General features: G+C 35.1%; 21 protein-coding genes, 1 tRNA gene and 1 pseudogene. 9 read left to right on the top strand and 14 right to left on the bottom strand.

Annotated elements, in window-relative coordinates; all coding sequences use genetic code 11:
• The 4 genes from DW114_RS19940 to DW114_RS19955 all read right to left on the bottom strand — a co-directional run.
• A partial coding sequence (locus tag DW114_RS19940) for a PD-(D/E)XK nuclease family transposase (protein ID WP_199485909.1) occupies positions 1-338 on the bottom strand: 338 nt, incomplete at its 3' end.
• Between the two features lie 384 nt (positions 339-722).
• Positions 723-1,370: a hypothetical protein gene (locus DW114_RS19945; protein ID WP_117455972.1), complete on the bottom strand. Its 648-nt coding sequence runs from the start codon at positions 1,368-1,370 to the stop codon at positions 723-725.
• On the bottom strand, positions 1,351-1,692 hold the full coding sequence (locus tag DW114_RS19950) for a LiaF transmembrane domain-containing protein (RefSeq protein ID WP_117455974.1): 342 nt from the start codon (positions 1,690-1,692) through the stop codon (positions 1,351-1,353). The genes DW114_RS19945 and DW114_RS19950 overlap by 20 nt, the downstream gene beginning before the upstream one ends.
• Complete coding sequence (locus tag DW114_RS19955) at positions 1,689-2,357, bottom strand: DUF4004 family protein (protein WP_117455976.1); 669 nt, start codon at positions 2,355-2,357, stop codon at positions 1,689-1,691. The genes DW114_RS19950 and DW114_RS19955 overlap by 4 nt, the downstream gene beginning before the upstream one ends.
• Before the next feature lie 222 nt (positions 2,358-2,579).
• On the opposite strand from DW114_RS19955, the gene DW114_RS19960 reads away from it, so the two are divergent.
• The 4 genes from DW114_RS19960 (at position 2,580) to DW114_RS19975 (ending at position 8,386) form a co-directional block, all read left to right on the top strand.
• Positions 2,580-3,149, top strand: a complete 570-nt coding sequence (locus tag DW114_RS19960; RefSeq protein ID WP_117455978.1) for a TetR/AcrR family transcriptional regulator — start codon at positions 2,580-2,582, stop codon at positions 3,147-3,149.
• 12 nt (positions 3,150-3,161) lie between these two features.
• Positions 3,162-6,095 (top strand): acyl-CoA dehydratase activase-related protein, encoded by a 2,934-nt coding sequence (locus DW114_RS19965; protein WP_117455980.1) that lies wholly within the window; start codon positions 3,162-3,164, stop codon positions 6,093-6,095.
• Positions 6,095-7,396 (top strand): 2-hydroxyacyl-CoA dehydratase, encoded by a 1,302-nt coding sequence (locus tag DW114_RS22040; protein ID WP_117455982.1) that lies wholly within the window; start codon positions 6,095-6,097, stop codon positions 7,394-7,396. The genes DW114_RS19965 and DW114_RS22040 overlap by 1 nt, the downstream gene beginning before the upstream one ends.
• A gap of 99 nt (positions 7,397-7,495) precedes the next feature.
• On the top strand, positions 7,496-8,386 hold the full coding sequence (locus tag DW114_RS19975) for a MerR family transcriptional regulator (RefSeq protein WP_117455984.1): 891 nt from the start codon (positions 7,496-7,498) through the stop codon (positions 8,384-8,386).
• Positions 8,387-8,455: 69 nt separating this feature from the next.
• Here the strand turns inward: DW114_RS19975 and DW114_RS19980 are convergent, their stop codons facing one another.
• A complete protein-coding gene (locus DW114_RS19980) occupies positions 8,456-8,656 on the bottom strand; it encodes a cold-shock protein (protein WP_117455986.1) in 201 nt (66 codons plus the stop codon).
• Positions 8,657-8,913: 257 nt separating this feature from the next.
• A tRNA-Trp gene (locus DW114_RS19985) sits at positions 8,914-8,987 on the bottom strand.
• A gap of 160 nt (positions 8,988-9,147) precedes the next feature.
• Here DW114_RS19985 and DW114_RS19990 point away from each other — a divergent pair.
• Positions 9,148-9,837 carry a DUF1361 domain-containing protein gene (locus DW114_RS19990; RefSeq protein WP_117455988.1) on the top strand — a complete coding sequence of 230 codons (690 nt, stop codon included), beginning with the start codon at positions 9,148-9,150 and terminating at the stop codon, positions 9,835-9,837.
• Here the strand turns inward: DW114_RS19990 and DW114_RS19995 are convergent.
• The gene (locus DW114_RS19995) at positions 9,810-11,693 is read right to left on the bottom strand and encodes a DUF5696 domain-containing protein (RefSeq protein WP_158552366.1); all 1,884 of its coding nucleotides are present in this window, start codon (positions 11,691-11,693) and stop codon (positions 9,810-9,812) included. The two genes, DW114_RS19990 and DW114_RS19995, sit on opposite strands and share 28 nt — an antisense overlap.
• Before the next feature lie 123 nt (positions 11,694-11,816).
• Between DW114_RS19995 and DW114_RS20000 the strand changes: the two genes are divergently transcribed.
• Positions 11,817-12,632 carry an HAD family hydrolase gene (locus tag DW114_RS20000; RefSeq protein WP_117455992.1) on the top strand — a complete coding sequence of 272 codons (816 nt, stop codon included), beginning with the start codon at positions 11,817-11,819 and terminating at the stop codon, positions 12,630-12,632.
• 71 nt (positions 12,633-12,703) lie between these two features.
• Here the strand turns inward: DW114_RS20000 and DW114_RS20005 are convergent, their stop codons facing one another.
• A complete protein-coding gene (locus tag DW114_RS20005) occupies positions 12,704-13,360 on the bottom strand; it encodes an HAD family hydrolase (RefSeq protein ID WP_199483662.1) in 657 nt (218 codons plus the stop codon).
• A gap of 224 nt (positions 13,361-13,584) precedes the next feature.
• Here DW114_RS20005 and DW114_RS20010 point away from each other — a divergent pair, with 224 nt between their 5' ends.
• Both DW114_RS20010 and DW114_RS20015 read left to right on the top strand, forming a co-directional pair.
• Positions 13,585-13,995, top strand: a complete 411-nt coding sequence (locus tag DW114_RS20010) for a hypothetical protein (protein ID WP_117455996.1) — start codon at positions 13,585-13,587, stop codon at positions 13,993-13,995.
• 14 nt (positions 13,996-14,009) lie between these two features.
• Positions 14,010-14,675, top strand: coding sequence for a hypothetical protein (locus tag DW114_RS20015; protein WP_117455997.1), 666 nt, complete (start codon positions 14,010-14,012; stop codon positions 14,673-14,675).
• A gap of 236 nt (positions 14,676-14,911) precedes the next feature.
• Here DW114_RS20015 and fucO read toward each other — a convergent pair whose 3' ends face one another.
• Together fucO and DW114_RS20025 are read right to left on the bottom strand one after the other, a co-directional pair.
• On the bottom strand, positions 14,912-16,063 hold the full coding sequence (gene fucO / locus DW114_RS20020) for a lactaldehyde reductase (protein WP_117455999.1): 1,152 nt from the start codon (positions 16,061-16,063) through the stop codon (positions 14,912-14,914).
• A gap of 229 nt (positions 16,064-16,292) precedes the next feature.
• The gene (locus tag DW114_RS20025) at positions 16,293-16,844 is read right to left on the bottom strand and encodes a TetR/AcrR family transcriptional regulator (RefSeq protein ID WP_117456013.1); all 552 of its coding nucleotides are present in this window, start codon (positions 16,842-16,844) and stop codon (positions 16,293-16,295) included.
• A gap of 153 nt (positions 16,845-16,997) precedes the next feature.
• Here DW114_RS20025 and DW114_RS20030 point away from each other — a divergent pair, with 153 nt between their 5' ends.
• Positions 16,998-17,621, top strand: coding sequence for a flavin reductase (locus tag DW114_RS20030; protein WP_117456001.1), 624 nt, complete (start codon positions 16,998-17,000; stop codon positions 17,619-17,621).
• A gap of 58 nt (positions 17,622-17,679) precedes the next feature.
• Here the strand turns inward: DW114_RS20030 and DW114_RS21860 are convergent, their stop codons facing one another.
• The 4 genes and pseudogenes from DW114_RS21860 to DW114_RS20055 all read right to left on the bottom strand — a co-directional run bounded on the left by DW114_RS21860 (position 17,680) and on the right by DW114_RS20055 (position 21,279).
• On the bottom strand, positions 17,680-18,897 hold the full coding sequence (locus DW114_RS21860; RefSeq protein ID WP_117456003.1) for an HAD-IA family hydrolase: 1,218 nt from the start codon (positions 18,895-18,897) through the stop codon (positions 17,680-17,682).
• Positions 18,894-19,880 carry an ROK family protein gene (locus DW114_RS20040; RefSeq protein WP_158552365.1) on the bottom strand — a complete coding sequence of 329 codons (987 nt, stop codon included), beginning with the start codon at positions 19,878-19,880 and terminating at the stop codon, positions 18,894-18,896. The genes DW114_RS21860 and DW114_RS20040 overlap by 4 nt, the downstream gene beginning before the upstream one ends.
• A 73-nt stretch (positions 19,881-19,953) precedes the next feature.
• A pseudogene (locus tag DW114_RS20050) lies at positions 19,954-20,661 on the bottom strand (DUF6994 family protein).
• Between the two features lie 138 nt (positions 20,662-20,799).
• Positions 20,800-21,279 carry a hypothetical protein gene (locus DW114_RS20055; RefSeq protein WP_117456011.1) on the bottom strand — a complete coding sequence of 160 codons (480 nt, stop codon included), beginning with the start codon at positions 21,277-21,279 and terminating at the stop codon, positions 20,800-20,802.
• Positions 21,280-21,372 lie beyond the last annotated feature (93 nt).

A 21,372-nucleotide genomic window follows, 5' to 3' on the forward strand; every position in this document is an offset into this window, starting at 1 on the left:
AAATAATCAGCAATCGTAGGAGCTCTTTGCATTTCGATATTGTAAAGGTTCCCCTTAGAATCTTCAGCTAAAATATCTAAAATAATTTTTTTGTTGCCGAACTGATCTGGCAGTATCTCAACGTTTAAGATCGTTGATTTTACGATTTTAACACCATTACCTATAGAATACTCACAAATATAATTGCGCATTTCCATAGAATCTAAATCATCCATACCGAAGTAGTCCTTAAAACAATAATCATTGTCGTAATGAACTACAATCCCCTCTAATCTTTTTACAAGTTTCCTTTGCTGTCTACGAAGATTTTCTTCTTTTCGCTTTTTAAGATTTTTCATCGTTGTCCTCTAACTTTCCAGGGTATTGTACCCTTATAATATTTACATACGTAAAAAAGGTCCAAAAATCCTAAAAAACTTTTACAAAAAGCAAAAAAACCTATATATAATAAAATCCAGAATACCAAAAATTTATATAGTTAAAAAAAACATAATCAAAAAGGCAGATATTTTTGATCTGCCTTTTTCATCCTGAATAATATCACAATCGCCTTCGATATGGTTAATTTGACAAGAGGAATCATATCGTAAGATACCATCACATTGAATGGAGTCTATGATACAATTTCACTCCCAGCACCATGAATAAAAACCTCTCCATAATCTCCTGCATGTATAGTTCCATATTTTCTGATTTCTATTGTATTTTTGTATTCATATCCCTTATCTAGTGAACTGTTCACATTCTCCTTCGATATGCTTGATATTACATGTAGAATCATAATGTAGGGTTCCATTACAATAAATATGATCCACTACACAATGACTTTCTAAGTAGATATCCGTTGCGGAAATACTATGACAGGTAATATTACATGCTTTTAAAGTGGTACATTCAATATTGTTTGCCTGATTCATTTTGGTCTGTAGTTTTTTTCCAAAAGAGAAGAAATTACTAAAATCATGGAATGCATAATTGATATATATTTCATCTCCAAACAAGTCATTGAAATTGATACAGCCATCTACCTCTACACGATCTGCATTCACTTCATCACCATTGCTTAAAATCCCTTCTACAATGATTTCATCTGCGTAGATTTTGGTATCTGCCGTTTTCATTACTCCTTCGATATCCAAACGTTTTACTTTGATATCGCCCTGTCCATTGAATACACCTTCCACCTCCATTACACTGCCTTCTAATCGTCCTGTTGCTTTACAGGTGCCTTCTACACATAATTTATCAAATACGATATCGCCATTGATCTTACCAACGCCTTCGATATCGATCTTGCCATATTCTCCTTCACTTATGGTGCCAATAGCTTCTATACTTACATTTCTTGCTTTAGAAAAATTTGTATTCATAATACGTTACCTTCTTTCCAAACAGGATACGACATCCCAGATAAATACAACATACAGCACCAATCAGCATCCATGAAATGCGAAAAGTGATCCATTCATTGGCATATGCCAACAGATAAGCGCCAAATAACAGAAAAAACAGATTTGATATTTTTAATCCATAATGCAACATAGAACTGATGGCAGGCAGGATCAAAAATGCAGTCCACCAGCCTGGCACAAAAATGGTGAAATCCCATAATTGTAATGCTGCGCCAAGATATCCAATACCAATAACAAGTAATAATGCGCCAAATAAAATACGACTACAATAAGTTCTCATATATTCTCCTCCTCATCAAATTCAAAATTAAAAATTCGCTGGTACTTAATTTTCATCACATTACTTAATTCTGAAAGACTTTCCCGAAATACAACCTCCATGCGTTTATCTAAGTAAATCACAAAATCATCAATGGGATCCATCTTCTGTGAAATAAAGATAATATAGCGTTTTTGATCAATCTTTAACATTAAAATATCTTTTTCTACATCCTTCATAACCACCAGATTTTTGATCATGTTTGAAATCATGGCATCTAAATCTTCATATGGAATGCCTTCTTTTAAACGCCATTCACTTAAGGTCATCATAACCAGAATTTCCACAAATGTGAATTCATCTTTTTCCATATGATCCATGAAGCAGGCCGCAACATCCACGTCGATTTCTTCAAACTTTTCTAAATCTTCTTCTGTAAATGTTCGATTGGTGATTTCCGGTGCCAGCATATTGGCTAATTCTTCTAACGAATATTTATCCTTTAACTGCTGGATTGCTTTGATACGTTTTAATATCTTTTCTCTTGGAAAAAAGGTTTCCTGTCCGGTATAGCTGGATTTTTTTATAAACCATGATTCCGGGATCAACCCTTCACGTTTCCATCGATATAACTGTCCATAAGAGATGCCTGTCTCTTTCAATAAATCTTTCTTTGATATATCCATAATTGTCCTTCTTCCGTAACATTGTTTTATTACACTATCATAATATCAAAACATTGTTACATTGTAAATAGTAAAAGTAAAAGAAATGAATTATTTTGCGAAAGGGATTACATTTATGATATAAGAAAGAGATTGAAAAAAAAGTCAGGCAAAGCTATTGACCGGTGGTCATTATGGGGGTAAACTAAATAAGTATGAAAAAAGGAAGTGCTATTTTTTTACATGGAAAACATCAGTAAACGAAATCGAATACAGCTTGCCGCTATGCAGCTGTTTCAGGAACAGGGTGTAGATTCTACTTCTGTGAATGAAATCGTAAAAAGAGCAAATGTCGCAAAAGGAACGTTTTATGTATACTATAAGGATAAGAAGGAACTGATTTCCCAAATCCTTACAAAGAAACACGGACGCATGTTGAATGATCTTTTAAACACTTCATACGAAAAAGCGATGAAGGAAGGAAAACACTGGATGCTGGCATTGGTAGAAGAAATGATTTCTTTCTATGAAAACAATCCTGACATCTTGCGGATGATACAAAAAAATATCACCAATACACTGGATACGATGGAACATCGTAATCAGGTATTAAAAGAGATTGAACGTTTACAGGATATCCTTTCTATATTAAAGAAGGAACATGAATCAACCAGACAGGCATTAAACAAATTTGTACTGATTATGGAAACAACCAGTTTTCTATGCTACAATGCCATTTTTTATCAACAGCCGGATTCCTTGAAAGAGATTAAACCACTCATCATGGATACTGTTGAAAAGTTATGCAAATAAGGAGGTTACCATATGACCTATAAACTAGGAATTGATGTAGGTTCTACCACGTTAAAGGCCGTTGTCTTAAACGATGAGGACGAAATCATATATAAAAGCTATGAACGCCATAAATCAAAAGTAAGAGAAATGAGCGTTGAAAAAATAGAGGAGCTCTCCTCTGTATTATCCGGACATGATATTGCGTTAGCCATTACCGGAAGTGCCGGTCTTGGTGTGGCAGATGATGGAGGATTTCCCTTTGTACAGGAAGTATTTGCTAGTGCACAGGCTGTAAAGAAATATTATCCAAGAACAGATGTTGTTATTGAACTTGGTGGCGAAGACGCAAAAATTATTTTCTTAAAAGGTGCATTAGAAGAAAGAATGAATTCTACCTGTGCAGGTGGAACGGGGGCATTCATTGACCAGATGGCTTCCCTGTTGAATGTTGATCTGGAAACCATGGATAAATTATCTCTGCAGCATACCAAGCTTTATCCTATAGCCTCACGTTGCGGCGTATTCGCAAAAAGCGATGTACAGCCACTTATCAATCAGGGTGTAGAAAAAAGCAATCTTGCTGCCAGTATCTTTCAGGCAGTTGTCGATCAAAGTATCGCAGGTCTTGCCCAGGGTAGAAATATTGAAGGAAATGTTTTATTCTTAGGTGGTCCTTTACACTTTTTAAAAGGCCTTCAAGAACGCTTTGTAGAAACGCTGAAGCTTCGTGAGGGTGAAGCAAACTTCCCTGATTTAGCCCCTTACTTTGTGGCACTCGGTGCTGCTGTATATGCCACAAGTGAAACAAAGACCTATACCTATGAAGAATTGTCACATAAAATGAAAACGATGGCAAAGAAAAAAGTTGTAAATGCTGGATTGCCGCCATTGTTTAAAAACGATCAGGAATATTTAGATTTTAAAGAACGTCATCACCATGCAAGTGTTGCCAGAGGTGATATTCATACCTATACAGGCAATGCGTATCTTGGAATTGACGCAGGTTCCACAACAACAAAACTTATTCTGATTGATGAACAGGACAATATCCTATATGAAAGCTATACCAATAATATGGGAAATCCCGTGGATGTTATTCAAAAAGAACTGATAAATATTTATGAGCTTATCGAAGATCGTATCACAATTGCACAAAGTGCAGTCACTGGTTATGGTGAAGAATTGATGAAAAACGCCTTTCGTTTAGATATCGGTGTTGTGGAAACCATCGCTCACTATACCGCTGCCAAGCATTTTAACCCAAATGTTGATTTCATTATTGATATCGGCGGACAGGATATGAAATGCTTTAGAATCAAAGACAATACCATTGATGATATCTTATTGAACGAAGCATGCAGCAGTGGATGTGGAAGCTTTATTGAAACCTTCGCTAAAAGCATGGGTTATGATATTCAGCAATTCGCAACCATGGGACTAGCTGGGAAGCATCCGGTTGATTTAGGAACTCGTTGTACTGTCTTTATGAACTCTAGTGTAAAGCAGGCACAGAAAAATGGTGCCAGCATGGAAGATATATCTGCTGGTTTATGTATGAGTGTTGTTAAAAATGCTTTATATAAAGTTATTCGTGCGAAAAGTCCGGAAGATATCGGTAAAGAAATCGTTGTACAGGGTGGTACCTTCTTAAATGATACCGTCTTAAGAAGCTTTGAATTAGAACTGGGAAGAAATGTTATTCGTCCTGGAATCGCCCATTTGATGGGAGCCTATGGTGCTGCCTTGTTGGCAAAAAATAAATATAAAAAACCTAGTACAATGCTTTCAAAAGATGAAGTGAAAGCATTCACCCACACATCCCAGGCAATTAACTGTGGCTTATGTACTAATCACTGTAATCTGACCATCAATACCTTTGCGGATGGTACAAAACATATCGCCGGCAATAAATGTGAACGTCCGATTACTGGAAAAGCCAATAAAGATAAACTGCCAAATCTTTATGAATATAAATATAAAAAACTGATGGAATTAAAATCACAGAAAGGACGCCGTGGAAAAATCGGTATCCCACTTGTATTAAACATGTTTGATACCCTGCCATTCTGGCATGCCTTCTTTACAACTTTAGGTTATGAAGTTGTATTAAGTGATCGTTCCAGCAAACAGCTATATGCCCTTGGACAACATACAATCAGCTCTGATACCATCTGTTATCCAGCCAAACTGACACATGGGCATATCCAATCTTTACTGGATAAAGGCTTGCAAACGATTTTTTATCCTTGTATGTCTTATAACATGGATGAATCCATGAGTGATAATCACTTCAACTGTCCGGTTGTTGCATATTATCCTGAAGTCATAGAAGGAAACATGGATGTACAGGATATTGATTTCATGTATCCTTACCTGTATATGAATGATCCAAAGACCTTTGAAAAGAAGATTTATGAATACTTTATGGAGCATGGATTAGATGTTGATAAAAAAGAAGTATCCATGGCCACAAAGAATGCTTATGAAGCTTATTATCGCTTTAAAGATGATATCTTAAAAGAAGGTCAGCGTGCTTTAGCCTTTGCACAAGAGAACCATCATAAAGTTATCGTATTGGCTGGTCGTCCTTATCATATTGATCCACAGATCAATCATGGAATCGATCGTCTGCTTACCAACTTAGGTTTTGTGGTCATCAGTGAAGATGCCATAGTAAAACAGCCACAGCGTCCTAGTTTACATGTATTAAACCAATGGACGTTCCATGCCCGCATGTATAATGCGGCACAGTTTGTGACAACCCAAAAGAATATGGAGCTGATTCAACTTGTCAGCTTTGGATGTGGTATTGATGCCATAACCGGTGATGAGGTCAAAGATATCCTGAGAAATCAAGGAAAATTATATACACAGATTAAAATCGATGAAGTCGATAATCTTGGCGCAATCAAAATTCGTTGCCGTTCCTTACTTGCGGCAATGGAGGAAAGAGAGGAAGCATAATGGAACGTGTAGAATTTACAAAAGAAATGAGAAAAACACATAAAGTGTTGATTCCCATGATGTTGCCTATCCATTTTCAATTTCTAAAAAACATTCTGTTGAAAGAAGGCTATCAGGTAGAACTGCTTCAGACAAAAGGTCAACAGATCATAGATGAAGGATTAAAAAATGTACACAATGATACCTGTTACCCTGCTTTATTAGTCATTGGACAGATGATCGATGCGCTAAAAAGCGGTAATTATGATATCGATCATATCGCTTTGGCAATCACACAGACAGGTGGTGGATGTCGTGCCAGCAACTATATTCATTTACTTCGTAAAGCACTTGTTCAGGCAGGCTTCCCTCATGTACCGGTCATATCCGTTAATTTTTCTAATCTGGAGAAAAACAGCGGTTTCTCTTTAACACCAAAAATGCTGGTGAAAATCATGTTTGGCTTCTTATATGCGGATACAATGATGTGGTTAAAAAACCAGGTAAAACCTTATGAATTAGAAGCTGGTGCCACAGATACCATTGTAAATAAATGGATCGATAAAATCACAAAACAATTTGATTCAACTTCCTTTATGCATATGAAAAAGAATTATCGTCAAATGATATCTGACTTTGCGAATATCAAACGCAGTTCAGAAGAAAAGATTCGTGTAGGTATCGTTGGTGAAATCTACATGAAATACGCTCCATTAGGCAATAATGAATTGGAAGATTTCCTTATGCAGGAAGGCTGTGAACCAGTTGTCAGCGGTGTAATGGATTTTGGTTTGTACTGTTTAGAAAACAGCAGTGTCGATCATGCCTATTACAACCGAAATAAAAGAAGCTATCGTCTAACACAGATGGCTTCCAAATACATCCAGCATATCCAAAGAAAAGCTATCAAACTCATCAAAGAAGAAGGCAGTTTCCGTACACCAGACAGCTTTGATGAAGTGATTGAAGCCAGTGAGGGTATCATCAATCGAGGCAGTAAAATGGGAGAAGGCTGGCTATTGACCAGTGAAATGGTCGCATTAGTAAAAAGTGGTGTCGATAACATTGTATGTTGTCAGCCATTTGGCTGTCTGCCTAACCATATCGTTGCCAAAGGTATGATGAGAAAAATCAAAAATGTCTATCCTCAGGCAAATATCGTTGCGGTGGATTATGATCCTAGTGCCACAAAGGTCAATCAGGAAAACCGTTTAAAACTGATGCTGTCCAATGCTCGTTTAAATGATACTTTCAAGAAACAGGAAGAAACAAAGGATGAACAGGTAAACCGCCAGAGAAATTACGCTTATACACAACGCTAAACCGGAAAAAAACTCCGGTTTTTTTATGAATATCAAAAAAATACTTGACCTGAACGCGACGTACAGGTATATCCTTTTGTTGTAAGGAGGTTTCCCAATATGAGAATCAATGAAGTAAGTGAAAAATGTAATATCACAAAAAGAGCAATTAAGTACTATGAAGAAAAGCACCTGATAAAGATAAAAAAAGATGAAAATGGTTATCGTTGTTATACAACAGACGATGTTAAACGTTTAAAGGAAATCAACTGTTATCGAAAACTTGATATTGAAATTCAAAAGATCAAAGAAATACTTGAATATCCCGAAAGAAAGCATCAGATTCTATCACAGATCTATGAAGAAAAACAAAAAGAGCAGCTGGAATATGATGCTCGTCTAAAGCTGCTTCGTCAATTGATTGATGAAAAAACAGATGATTATGAAAATATAGAAGAGAAAGTCGATTATTTAAATATTGCCCATGCGCTCAAAGATATGGTGCCTGGCAGTTTTGGAGATTACCTTTTCTATCATTTCCAGCCATATCTTCAAATCAAACTGGAAAGTGAAGAACAAAAAGATGCCTATCGTAACATATTAGCCTTTTGTGATCGTACAAATATAAAAATCCCATGGAATTATCGTTTCGCCTTATTTATTCAAAAGAAAACCAATACCAGTTTAGAAAAACAAACACTAGCGATGGATCAAAAACTGCAAAGCATGCTACATCCTACAGAAGAAGAATATGAAAAAGCGAAGTCCATGATGATTAAACAGGCAAAACTAAGAAAACACTGGTTTATAAAATACCAGCCGGCAATGATAATGCATCGCAAGTTCATGAAACGATTACAGGATAGTGGCTATAATGATATTTTTATTCCAAATATGATACGTTTAAGTCCCTCATACAAAGAATATTATGACGCATTAAAAGCTTTTAATGATCGAATCTGTAGAGATACAGGTGTCCATTATGACGCAAATTACAATTTAGTTCTATAAAGCCAATCTTATGATTGGTTTTTTCATACAAAAAAAACTGCCCAGCATTGAGCAGTTAATTATCAGCAATTAGATTAAGCTAACGTTAGAAGCCTGATCTCCACGATCACCTGATACGATATCAAAGCTTACTTTCTGACCTTCTTCTAAAGTTTTATATCCTTCGATATTTAATTTAGAATAGTGAACAAAAATATCTTTTCCTGTATCACATGTGATAAATCCGTATCCTTTGTCTGCATTAAACCATTTTACTTTACCTGTACTCATTTTAGTACCTCCTATAAATTTAATAAGAAGCCCTCTAGGTATAAAAAATCACATATAAATGTAGATTGTTAAGCCTGAGATATAATTACAATCAACATTACATGTGAATCATAGTTATTTTGCTTTTTATTACTTATTCAGTATAACACAGATTCCACTAAAGGCAAGCTTTATTTTCAAATCTTTTATGTACGCAACAATGGACGTCCGCTGTCGTACAAAAAAAGTCCTCTCTACAAGGACTTATCTGTTTCATCTGGCAGGGGTAGAGAGGATCGAACTCCCATCAGCGGTTTTGGAGACCGTTATACTACCATTGTACTATACCCCTAGTTTTTCTGCCTTTTTATATTACCATAGATTAAAAAATATGGCAACAAAAATTTTATTTTTTTATCGTAATTCGTCCATTTTTGTTTCATAATAAAGAGGGCTTCTTATCTAACATTCAGATATGCTAACATATAATTTTTTACAGGAGGTACGTGGTCATGAACAAAACATCCATCAAAATGTTGCTTTATATTCTGTTTGCACTTTTATATATTGCTAATAGCGTCTATCTGACACAGATCAGTGGATTATTCATCCACAGTGCAATCGTATGGAATCTTTTTTTAGCTGTACTTCCCCTATTATGTTCCATCATTTACACACATACTGCCTCACATCATCAAGTTATTCACATTCTATCCTTCATCGCCTGGCTTTTATTATTCCCAAATGCCCCTTATATGATCACAGATTTCATTCATCTTGCACCGCTTAGTTTTTATGAATTTACTGCAACAGGTAGTATCTATCTTCAAAATATTTTTACCTGGATACAATTATTACATATTGCACTTGGTGTTTTTATCGGCGTGCTTACAGGATTTAAAAGCCTATCAATCATTCACGATGATTTCAAAAAAAGATTTCCTACCTATGTTGTAGCTATCTTAATGGTATTTATATTTTTATCCACTGGCTATGGTGTATTCTTGGGGCGCTTTCTTCGTCTAAACTCCTGGGATATTCTTCATCCTATCACACTTTTCTTACAAATCATTTCACAAACCAATCTTTTTGCCATTTTATTTTCCATTACTTTTGCGATTTTCCTTGGTATACTATATACCTTCTACCGCTCACTTTCCCAAAAGAAAAATCCTCAATGTGAGGACTCTTCTATAATCTGATATTGTTGTGTATGAAGATTGATGAGAACCTTTATCCCATTATCATACGTAATAGTTTGTACCTGATAATCGCCTTCCACAAAGCTGTGATTGATCATCGCGCAATGTGCTACTTTCTTTTGTAAATCACAAACAATCTGGCTTCTTCTGATTTTCTCATCCAAAGTAAGCTGCTCATACATTTCAGTAAAAACACCATCTGTATTAGGATATGCGCCATCCTTTTCTAAATATGGTGCGCCTCCATTTAATAATGCGAATAACATCTGATCATCATGTCCTTTGATTTTTTCCATTGGCCAAGGTAAGATCATACATTCATGATATACCAGATTAAATAATGGCACATCAATTCCAATTGTTAAAGCATCAGGTGCATGCATCATGGAATGATATGGTCCATAATGTGCAAAAATCAAATGTTTAATTGCCCAGTCATTTGCCTCTTCACTGCTGGCAAGGATTCCCTTGCTTTCTAAATATGCAAAACACTGCTCACGATAGGCAAGACTTTCTTTACGTGTTACACGATGAAGTGGATGGTAGCATTCATCCGGTTCATTACAGGTAAATACATCCAGATAACTGGCGTGTGGATAGATGCCTTCCTGAAACAGCTTTTCAAAATTACGTTTCACAAACATTGGGGCTATGGAAGAGCATAAATAACTTTGTACTCCTCCTGCCCAGTATTTATGCGATGGCATGTGCTGATGTGCATCCCATACTGCCATTTCTTCATGATAACTGTCTGCCTCATGATAAAAATCACGGTATTGATCATGCAGGCCTAATAAATAACCATATGTATTCATTGTATCCAATAAATGGTGTAAGCCCTCTTGCCCACCGGCTTCCTCACATATTGGAAAATAATCCGGATGTTGATTATCGTAACCCGGCTGTGCCCATCCATCTAAATGATAATATAATTGTTTCACACCTTTTTCCGCGTATTCCTTAACTTCTTCTTCCCGCTTTTTAAATGTTGTCAAAGAGTTGTTTTTATCCGGATTTTGAGGATCAAAGAAATCAGAATTCTTTGAAACATGTGTTTTAATACCTTTATGCACAAACATACACCCAATTAAATCTTCCACATGAGGATTTCTTATTGCCTTTTCTTTTAATGTAGTGAAATGACCGATTTCCTTTACATATCGCTTATATATCTGACACATAGTATTATGGTCTGCCTGTTTTACAAACTGATAACTGATTGTTCTGGTATAGCGCATCTCATGAAGGGAGGATAGCCAATATACCCCAACATGTGTATAAGGTCCATTGGCTGGATGATCTATGTCATATCCTGCATCCCAAGGCTGCCTTATGATTGCGATATATCCATTTCCATCTTTTATCTGAGAAAACCATGGCATATATGCGTCTGCACAACAAAACTGTCCATGAAATGGTAAACGTTTTACTTCATTTTCCCATGTATTTGGCAACAAAATTCCCTGTTGCACAGTCAATAACGTATAATAGGTATCCTTCTTTTCTTCAAAAGTAAATGGCGCTGGCCAATTGATTTTATGAATCTGATGATCTTCTTTTATCGTAGATAAGGAGCAATACACTTCATTGCTAGTTATATCCACACTCACACTTAATGCCAAAGCAATTTCACTCTGCCTAAAATCTGATAATTCCATCAGCATACCTTTTGAAAATCCTGTATCAATTTTTCTTAATGTCTTATGCAATGCATCTTTTAAATAAATCCTGCCTTCTGTATCATGCTCCATATATGCCTGTTCGGGAATCGTTTCCCATAATACTCCATCCGCACATATACGCAGATGTTGATCTACATCCCAATCCAATATCATATCGTTTATTTTTTCTTTCATTTCCATCACCTAACAACATGATACTATGATGCTTCAGGAAATTGCAAGCAATGTTTACATAAGAATACTGTCTTTCATGAAAAAGCATGTTATAATGATGAACGAATTTATGGAGGATATGCTATGATACGATTGATTGCCTGTGATTTAGATGAAACCTTATTAGATGTACACAAAAACATTCCCCGCTCTAACCTCGATGCTATCCAAAAAGCAAAAGATGCTGGTATTTATTTTGTATGTGCCAGTGGAAGAGGATATACAAGCATGGATACCATTTTAAAACAATTAGACAGTTATCAAAAAGCGAATGAATATACCATCAGCAATAATGGCGGAATCGTTGTAGAAAATAAAGATTTTAAACATATTTGTTTTCATCATTTCTCATTTGAACTTGCGAATGCCTTGTTTACCTATGGTATGTCACAGGATGTCTGTGTTGAAGTCTTTACAGATCATGACGTCTATGCCTTCCATTTAAATGATGATGAAAAGCAATGGCTGATGATGTTTAAAGATGATGCGATCATTTGTGAAGATGATTCAATTGATTTCTTAAAAGATGAACCTATTGTGAAAATCTTATTTGAAAATCAAGATTTACGAATATTACAAAATATTGCGAAGAACATGCAGCCACTGTTAGAAAATAAAGTGAGTCATTCATTTTCCAGCAATCGCTATTTAGAACTCAACCCTATTGGCGTAGATAAAGGAACTGCCTTAAAACAACTTGCTGCATATCTTCATATCCCTATGGAAGAAACGATGGCGATTGGTGATAATGATAACGATATTTCGATGTTGAAAGCTGCTGGTATCAGTGTTGCGGTCGCAAATGCCAGTGACCATGTGCTCGATATCGTTGATTATGTCTGTGAAAAAGATCATAATGAAGGTGCAGTCGCAGAGGCGATTACACATTATATCTTATAAAAACAGCACATTTTCCTATATAAAAAGATGTGCTGTTTTATTTTTTAAAAGTATATACTCGTGACTTCTTTTTACTTATGTTTCAAAATCCATTGCGCAACTTCATCTAAATCCTTTAATTTTGCGCTGATGATATCATCAATATCAGATGAATCACTTACAAGATCAGGCACAAATATGCTCATCATTCCTGCATCATAGGCAGAACGAATACCATGTTTACTATCTTCTAACGCAACTGCATGCCTTGGTTCCACCTGTAAGAGTTCACAAGAGCGAAGATATATTTCAGGAGATGGCTTTGCTTCCTTAACCATATCGCCAAATACAAAGGCATCAAAATACGCATCAATTTGCTTATCTTTTAATTCTCCGAAAGCATATTCTTTAGAAGAAGATGTCGCCACTCCCATTTTAATATCATGCTGTTTCAATACATCTAATAGATGATATAATCCTTTTTTGGCAGGAACATGTTGTTTTGCGATAGCTGTATTCCATGCTTCTCTTGTTTTTGCACGAAATTCATCAAAAGGAAAATCCTGTCCATATACTGCTTGAAAATATGCTTTTCTTTTTTGCACGTTAAAGCCTAAGGTGTGATAAATATGTTCACCCAACTGGCCATATCCCATCGCTTCTCCCGCTATATTCCACGTCTTTTGCACAAGACGCTCACTATCAATCATCAATCCATCTAAATCAAAAACTACTGCTTTGATATTCATGAACATTCCTTCTTTCAACGGGTTTGATTATATCATGACTTTCTTCAATATGAAAGATACATACAGGCGGAAATTTGTTTTATCTATAAGTGTTGACAAAAATACAAAACCGCTGTATCATCAATATGAACAGTGTTCACATATATAAATATCCCACAAAAATTGATGTGGGTTATTATTTTAAATCAAAATGAACATTGTTCATAATATAAAAGGAGGACACTATGAAAGTAAAAAATAAAACATTATTACTACTTGCCAGCATGGTATGGATGATTGCCGGTATTAATATCGCCCGTATAGGATTTCTTTCTTATCAAGGGTATATATCCATTATCAATATCATTTTATCTTTGATTATATTCATTGTTTTCTGGTCAATGATTTTTCAAAAGCTGGTACAAAAACATACCATACGTATCAAACAATATACCACTGAGAAACAGTACTTTTGGAATTTCTTTGATATAAAATCCTTTTGTATCATGGCATTTATGATGACATTTGGTATTCTGATTAGAAACTTCCATTTAATGCCACAATTATTTATCGCAGTATTTTATACAGGACTAGGCCTGGCGCTGGTATTCGCTGGTGCAAGCTTTGGTCATAAATATCTGAATTTTCAAAGATAAAGGAGGAATTGCATATGCAGGCAATTATTGAAACATTATTTGACAGTATCTATCTGACTGGTGTCATGATCCTGGGACTTCTCATGATCAAAAAAAGCAATGGAAATAAACAATATCTGTTATTTGGTATTATGGCTATCGTCTTAGGTCTTGGTGATTCTTTCCACTTAGTACCAAGAGCTCTTGCTTTATGTACAACAGGGCTACAGGATTATACGTTTGCACTTGGGATAGGAAAATTTATCACATCTATAACAATGACGATATTTTACATCATCTTATACTATGTTTGGCGCTTACGCTATCAAATTCAGGGTAAAAACAATATTACAATTGCAGTTTATGTATTAGCAATCATTCGTATTGCTTTGTGTCTATTCCCACAAAATGCATGGACAAGTGCTGCTTCTTCATTATCCTGGGGCATTTATCGCAATATACCATTTACAATTATGGGATTCATCATTATATACTTGTTTTATAATAGTGCAAAAGAAAACCACGATAAGGACTTTCAATATATGTGGCTAACGATTGTCATCAGCTTTGGTTTTTATCTTCCCGTCGTTTTATTCGCAGATATCGTACCGATGATTGGCATGTTGATGATTCCAAAGACTTGTGCTTATATATGGACAGTATATATTGGTTATCATGCTATGAAAAAAGAACACCACTAGCAAAAAGTATCTGATTTGGATACTTTTTCTATTCATAAAAAACATTTGTGTATGCATTTCATCAGATTTATTTTTTCAAATATCCCTACATTCCTGTCTTATATAAATTCTGGATTGTTTCTTTTAAAATATCACTGAATTCCTTCAGATCATCCAATGCAATCACTTAAAAATGAATCTTGACCTTCCTCCATAAAAAAGAGATACATATGTTTCCATACGTATCTCTAATAACTTTAAAACGCGTTTTTATACACTTCTAATACCAGTTCAAATGTACAAGGTCTAGGGTTGCCTCCAGTACATACATCAGCCATTGCCGCATGTGCCAAGTCTTCCAAGTCATCTTCTTTTACACCGATTTCATGTAATGTCTGAGGAATGTTTACATCTAAAGATAATTGACGTACTGCATCAATAGCAGCCTGACGATATTCTTCCTGACTCATTTCATCAACGCCTTCTACACCCATTGCACGTGCAATTTCACGGAATTTTTCACCAGTATAATCTTTATTGAATTCCATAACATATGGTAATAATACCGCATTGGCAACACCATGAGGTGTACCATAAAATGCACTTAATGGATGTGCCATACCATGAACAACGCCTAATCCAACATTAGAGAATGCCATACCTGTGACATATTGTCCAAGTGCCATATCTTCACGACCTTTTGGATCATTTTCTACTGCTTTACGCAAAGAACGTGCAATCAATTCAATAGATTTTAAGTTTAATGTGTCAGCTAATTCCCATGCGCCTAAGGTTGTATAACCTTCAATGGCATGTGTTAATGCATCAAGACCAGTAGATGCTGTCAAACCTTTTGGCATACTGCTCATCATATCAGGATCAACGATAGCCACAACTGGAATATCATGTGTATCCACACATACAAATTTTCTACGTTTTGCTTCATCTGTGATTACATAATTGATTGTAGTTTCTGCGGCAGTACCAGCAGTAGTAGCAACTGCGATCATTGGTACCGCTTTGTTTTTTGTAGGCGCAACACCTTCTAAGGATACGACATCACTAAATTCTGGATTATTGATAATAATACCAATACCTTTTCCAGTATCCTGTGGAGAACCTCCACCAATAGCGATTAAATAATCAGCGCCAGCCTGCTTAAATGCTTCTACACCACCCTGTACAACAGATACAGATGGATTTGCTTTTACTTTATCATAAATTTCGTAAGGTAATCCAGCCTCATCTAATAGATCCGTTACTTTTTTCACAACACCAAATTTTACTAAATCTGCATCAGTAACGATCAATCCTTTTTGAAAGCCTCTTGCTTTTACCTCAGTGACAATTTCCTTGATTGCCCCATATCCATGATAACTAGTTTCATTTAAAATAAAGCGATTTGCCATGTTTCAACACTCCTTTTTCTTTGTTTTTCGCTACCTTTATTTTAATAAAGCGCTTTCACATAAGCAAGTTACAGATATTCATGTTTGTCACATTTTTCACAATTTGAATCATCAAACATCTTTTTTATATATGTGTAGGATAGTTTTTCCAATGGCAAGCCTCTATTGATGCCTTTTTGTGTATTCCCTCCTCTCATCTTCAATACTCATATTATAATATTTTCTTACCTTACAATAACTCTTTTAATTGTTCCTTCAATTTATCAGGCAGCGCTTCAATCAATAAGTCCACGATTGTTTCAATCGCCTGTTTTCTGTCAGTCGCAATCCACTCCATAGTCATGCTTACAGAACCATGGCAGTACATCTCTAAGAGAAAAGATAATTCTGAAGTCAATGGTGCTTTATTTTTGGTTTCAATCAGATTCTTATAGAAATTATAAATACATTCAAAATCATAATGAATCAATGAATTATTATCCTGTGAAGCAAATGCCTGCGCAAAGAACACATATTCCTGTTCAATAAACTGAAACTTTTTCATCAAGCCTTCTTTTAGCGTATATAAAACACCCATTTGTTTAAAAGATTGTTGGGCAAGTACTTCAAAATACCAGTTCACCAAATCATATTTATCCTGAAACAAACGATAAAAGCTTTGACGACTGACATCACAGTTTTCCACGATATCTGTGACGGTTATTTTATCAAGTGGTTTGCTTTTCATTAGTTCTTTCATAGATTTTGCCAGCTTAAATCGTGTTTTATCTTGTACTTTCACGGTTTCCATCCCCTTTTTATGTATTTCTATTATACCAAATTCCTTTCTTATAATCACGAAAAAATATAAGAGCATTTGAGTATACAAAACCCCTTTTCTGGTTCATACTATAAATATAAATTAAGAACAATTCTTAAAAAGGAGGATTTCAATATGAATGAAACAGCATTGTTTAAATTAAGTTATGGTTTATATATTATCTCAGCTACCCATGAAGGTAAAGATGCAGGATGTGTAGTCAATACCCTTCATCAGGTGACGGCAACGCCTATACAGGTTAGTGTTGCGGTCAATAAAAACAATTTTACACAACAGATAATAGAAAAATCCGGTATGTTTAACGCAACTGTATTAACACAGGATGTATCCATGGATATGATTAAACGCTTTGGTTTTCAAAGCAGTAAAGATCATGACAAATTTGATGGGATATCATATGAACGTGATGCACGTGGCATTCCTTATGTAAACGAACATGTGGCAGCACTTCTTTCTTGTAATGTTGTACAGAAATTAGATATTGGTACCCATATGTTATTCATTGGAGAAGTTGTAGACGCACAGATTTTATCTGATGAAGAAGTGATGACTTATGCGTATTATCACAAAGTAAAAAATGGTACAACACCTAAGAATGCCAGCAGTTATCAGGCAAACAGTGAAAAGAAAGGCTGGCGTTGTTCCATCTGTGGATATATTTATGAAGGTGAAACCTTACCTGAAGATTATATCTGTCCTGTATGTGGTGCTCCAGCCTCTGTATTTGAAGAAATCTAACAAAAAAGAAGTTTATACTGATACGTGTCAATCAGTCATAAACTTCCTTTTTTTCATCCTATTTTTGACGTTTATTTTCTTTTATAACCTTGCAAGGATTTCCATATGCGATAACATTTGATGGGATATCATGTGTCACAACACTTCCTGCGCCTATTACAACATTATCTCCAATATGTACACCCGGTAGTATCACACTGCCTCCACCAATCCACACATAATCACCAATGATCACAGGTGCAGTTTCAGTTTTACAGAATTGAAAACCATCCCCTGTATCTTCTCCAAAACGATCCATATAATGTGTTGGATGATATGCTGTATAGATATTTACATTCGGCGCAATTAGTCCATGTTTTCCTATGACGATCTTATTATCATCTAAAAATGTACAATTCATATTGATTTCCGTGTGTTCACCAATATAAATGTTACAGCCATAATCTACATAAAATGGAGAGGTAATCCATACCTGATCGCATTTTCCTAATAAACTTTTTAAAATCTTTTGTTTACCATCTGAATCTTCAGAATCTAATTGATTATATGTGCGCATGAGATTCTTGGCTTTATGCCATTGTGCCATCAGCTGAGGATCCCCACAATCATATAATTCTCCTGCGAGCATTTTTTCCATTTCTGTTTTTTCCAATAAAGTTAAAACATCCAACGGCTTCTCAAACGTATATGCAGGATCTATAATTCCCTCACTTGATACACTTCCCCACATTGCATATCCAAAATCTATATGTGCATTTTTCGCAGCCAGATAATCAGATAATGCATCTCCGATATAAATAACTTCTTCAGGCTGTAGTTGTAGACGTTTTAAACATTCTAATAATGGCTGTGGATCTGGTTTATGTTGTTGTGTATCATCCGCTAAAATAGCGGTAAACATATATTGATCCAATCCTTTCTCTACCACATCGATTTGATACTGTTGTTTGGTTTTCGCAGAAACAACTGCCTGTAAAACATTATGTGCCTGAAAGCCTTTTAATACATCTTCCATGCCTTCATATAAGGTTGCGCCTTCTTCATACTCATTTACATATTGTACCCATCTGGCATATGTCTTTTCTTTATCTTTTACATCTAATTCCTCCATGACTTTCATTCCAGGATAAGCCGCAAACTTTAAAACTTCTTCATAAGTCCAGTCCTCCCCTGTTTCTTCTTTAATGATTTTCATCAAAGGATACATATTCATTGCCAGCGTATTTAACACGGTACCATCGATATCATAAATAATCGCTTTGTATGTTTTTTTCATAGTCTTTCTATTTTCTCCTTCATTATATTTTGTATACCAATATAAACCATGCCTTCAAATAATCGTTTTTGATAATCATCATCAACTTGAATATTGTTTTTCAAGGGTATATGGATATATCGTTTCAACATATCTTTCATGATTTCTTCTTCATATGCCCATGTGACCTGCAGTGATATATAGATACGATTAGGATCCAGCATTGTAATGATCATACTAAGTAAAGTTAGCATTTCTTCATTGAATTGTGCCTGTGTTTGACATGAACGAATGCGTTGATTTAATGACTGTGCTTGTATAGGAATCAATCCGATTTCCCCCAACAAACCATTCGTACCATAAAGGGGAGTATCCAATTCCATATAAGAGCTTCCAATACCGACTTCATTGATATGTAAATAGAAAGAACGTGAGATTGGTTCATGAAAGTATTGCCCTAAATGCATTACTTTGACATCATTTTCTAAATAAACAGGTATTTGTTGTACCCGTTTCTTTAAGCTGCTTACCCATTTATGATGTTCAAATGTATCCTTATGATCTGTGATATATTGATCATCTTTCACGATTCCATCTACAGCAATCACACAACAATCTATCGCATGTGTATGAATTAAATCTAATACATAAGATTCCATTGCCGCATCATCTTTTTGACCACATGTTCCTTCCATTATCAGCTTATCATAATGAATCAGCTGATAACACATGCCTTTTGTTTGTGCGTAAATACATAAAATACGATAGTCTTTTTTCTCTATCGCAAAACGTATAGGACAACGCCCTCCATTGGATGCATCATTTCCAATTTCCTGAATCATTGCATGTTCCTCCAACAGTCGTATCATATTTCTTACACTTGGCTGTGATAATGCAGTACGCCTAATAAGTTCAGACATTGTTGCATCCTTATGAATCAATAAATCGTTCATGATGTTGTATAAATGATGTTTCTTCACATCTTTTAATATTTGATTATTCATTAGCATCACCACTTTTATTATACTATAATAAAAGTAATATACAATAAAAAAACAAAGAAAAAGTGAATCAGCTTCACTTATTCTTTATCGCTTTTTGGATTCTTATATTTCTACGTTTTACAAATTCCAGATTATGATTTAACCAAAACACATACTCATCTACAGTTTCAGGCAATACTTTTCCAGTAAAACCATCATCTTTAAGCCAGAAAATAATGGAATCCTCCTTTTCATTTACACAATCCTGTAAATAGAAAAAATCTACAAACCCTTTAAAATCCACAAACAGATCAAAAAAATCCTAATACTTTCTAATACATTCTAATGTCAAATCCCATCGATCTCTTATTTGCGCATGAAAACCTCTTGTCTGATTGATTCCACCACGTCTTTTAGGAAATATCATCATTCCACCAATCGTATATGTTTTTCTGATAAAGTCTTCCATAAAGCTGTGATAATCAGGTATCATTTTTTCAATTTCTTTCATCAGTTTATAATCTTTATAACGAAAACTGGCAGTAATGGAATCACTCCCAAAACGAAACTCTTTCCATGTCAAATATCGACTGCCAGAACCCATTTTTAAATTCATAAATTCTCCATTAGGTAAAGGCTTACTCCATAATATCTGATGATATTTTTGAAGTGTTTTACTACTGACATCCGGATCACTGTTGCCTACGCCTAATCCATCTCGGTTTTCCCAGAAATGATCCCAATATCTTGGTGAATCTGATGTAAAATCAAACTGCGTATCGATTACAATAGTTTCTTTCATTTTCCAGATTCCTTATACGCATATCTTTTCATAAATCTTTGCCACTTGATGCAAATAATCAATGCTTTGAACAGGATCCTTTTCCACTTCTAAGGAATGATTGGCATTTGGAAAAACAAAGGATGTAATTGGTTGTTCTTAAATCAATTGTAAATTATCGCATGATAACATGGGATCATGATCTCCACTGATGGTCACATCTTCACTGTTTTCCATATAAGGTATCGTTTCTTTTAAAGGTGTTAAGAAGATATTTTGAATATCCATAGTATATTCCTTAGACAACTGTCCTGCCACAACTGTACCAAGACTTTTACTGATGAATATGATTTTCTCATAATTGGTTAAATTTATCATATTTAAGGCTTCCTTTGCGATTTCATATGCAGGTGCAATGGATGATAAGACTTTTGATTTATCAAATGTCATCTTGCCATAATTGATGCACAAAATATCATATCCATATAAAAAACCATACGCTTTTGCATAGTGTAATAATGGCTTATCACAGGTATATCCCATGCCTGGAAACAACACCATTAACTTTTGCGTGCGGTTTTGATTACGATACACCTCCTGTTTTATATCTTTTGTCATGATACAATCTTTTGTATGCATAAAAACCACTCCTTTCTTATGAGAATATCAGCTGCAGGATTTCTGATACGATTCTCAAAAGTAGACAGTACAAATAATTAAAACGTACTGAAT

The organism is Absiella sp. AM09-50 (genome assembly GCF_003433845.1).
Taxonomy (GTDB): domain Bacteria; phylum Bacillota_I; class Bacilli_A; order Erysipelotrichales; family Erysipelotrichaceae; genus Hoskinsella; species Hoskinsella hominis.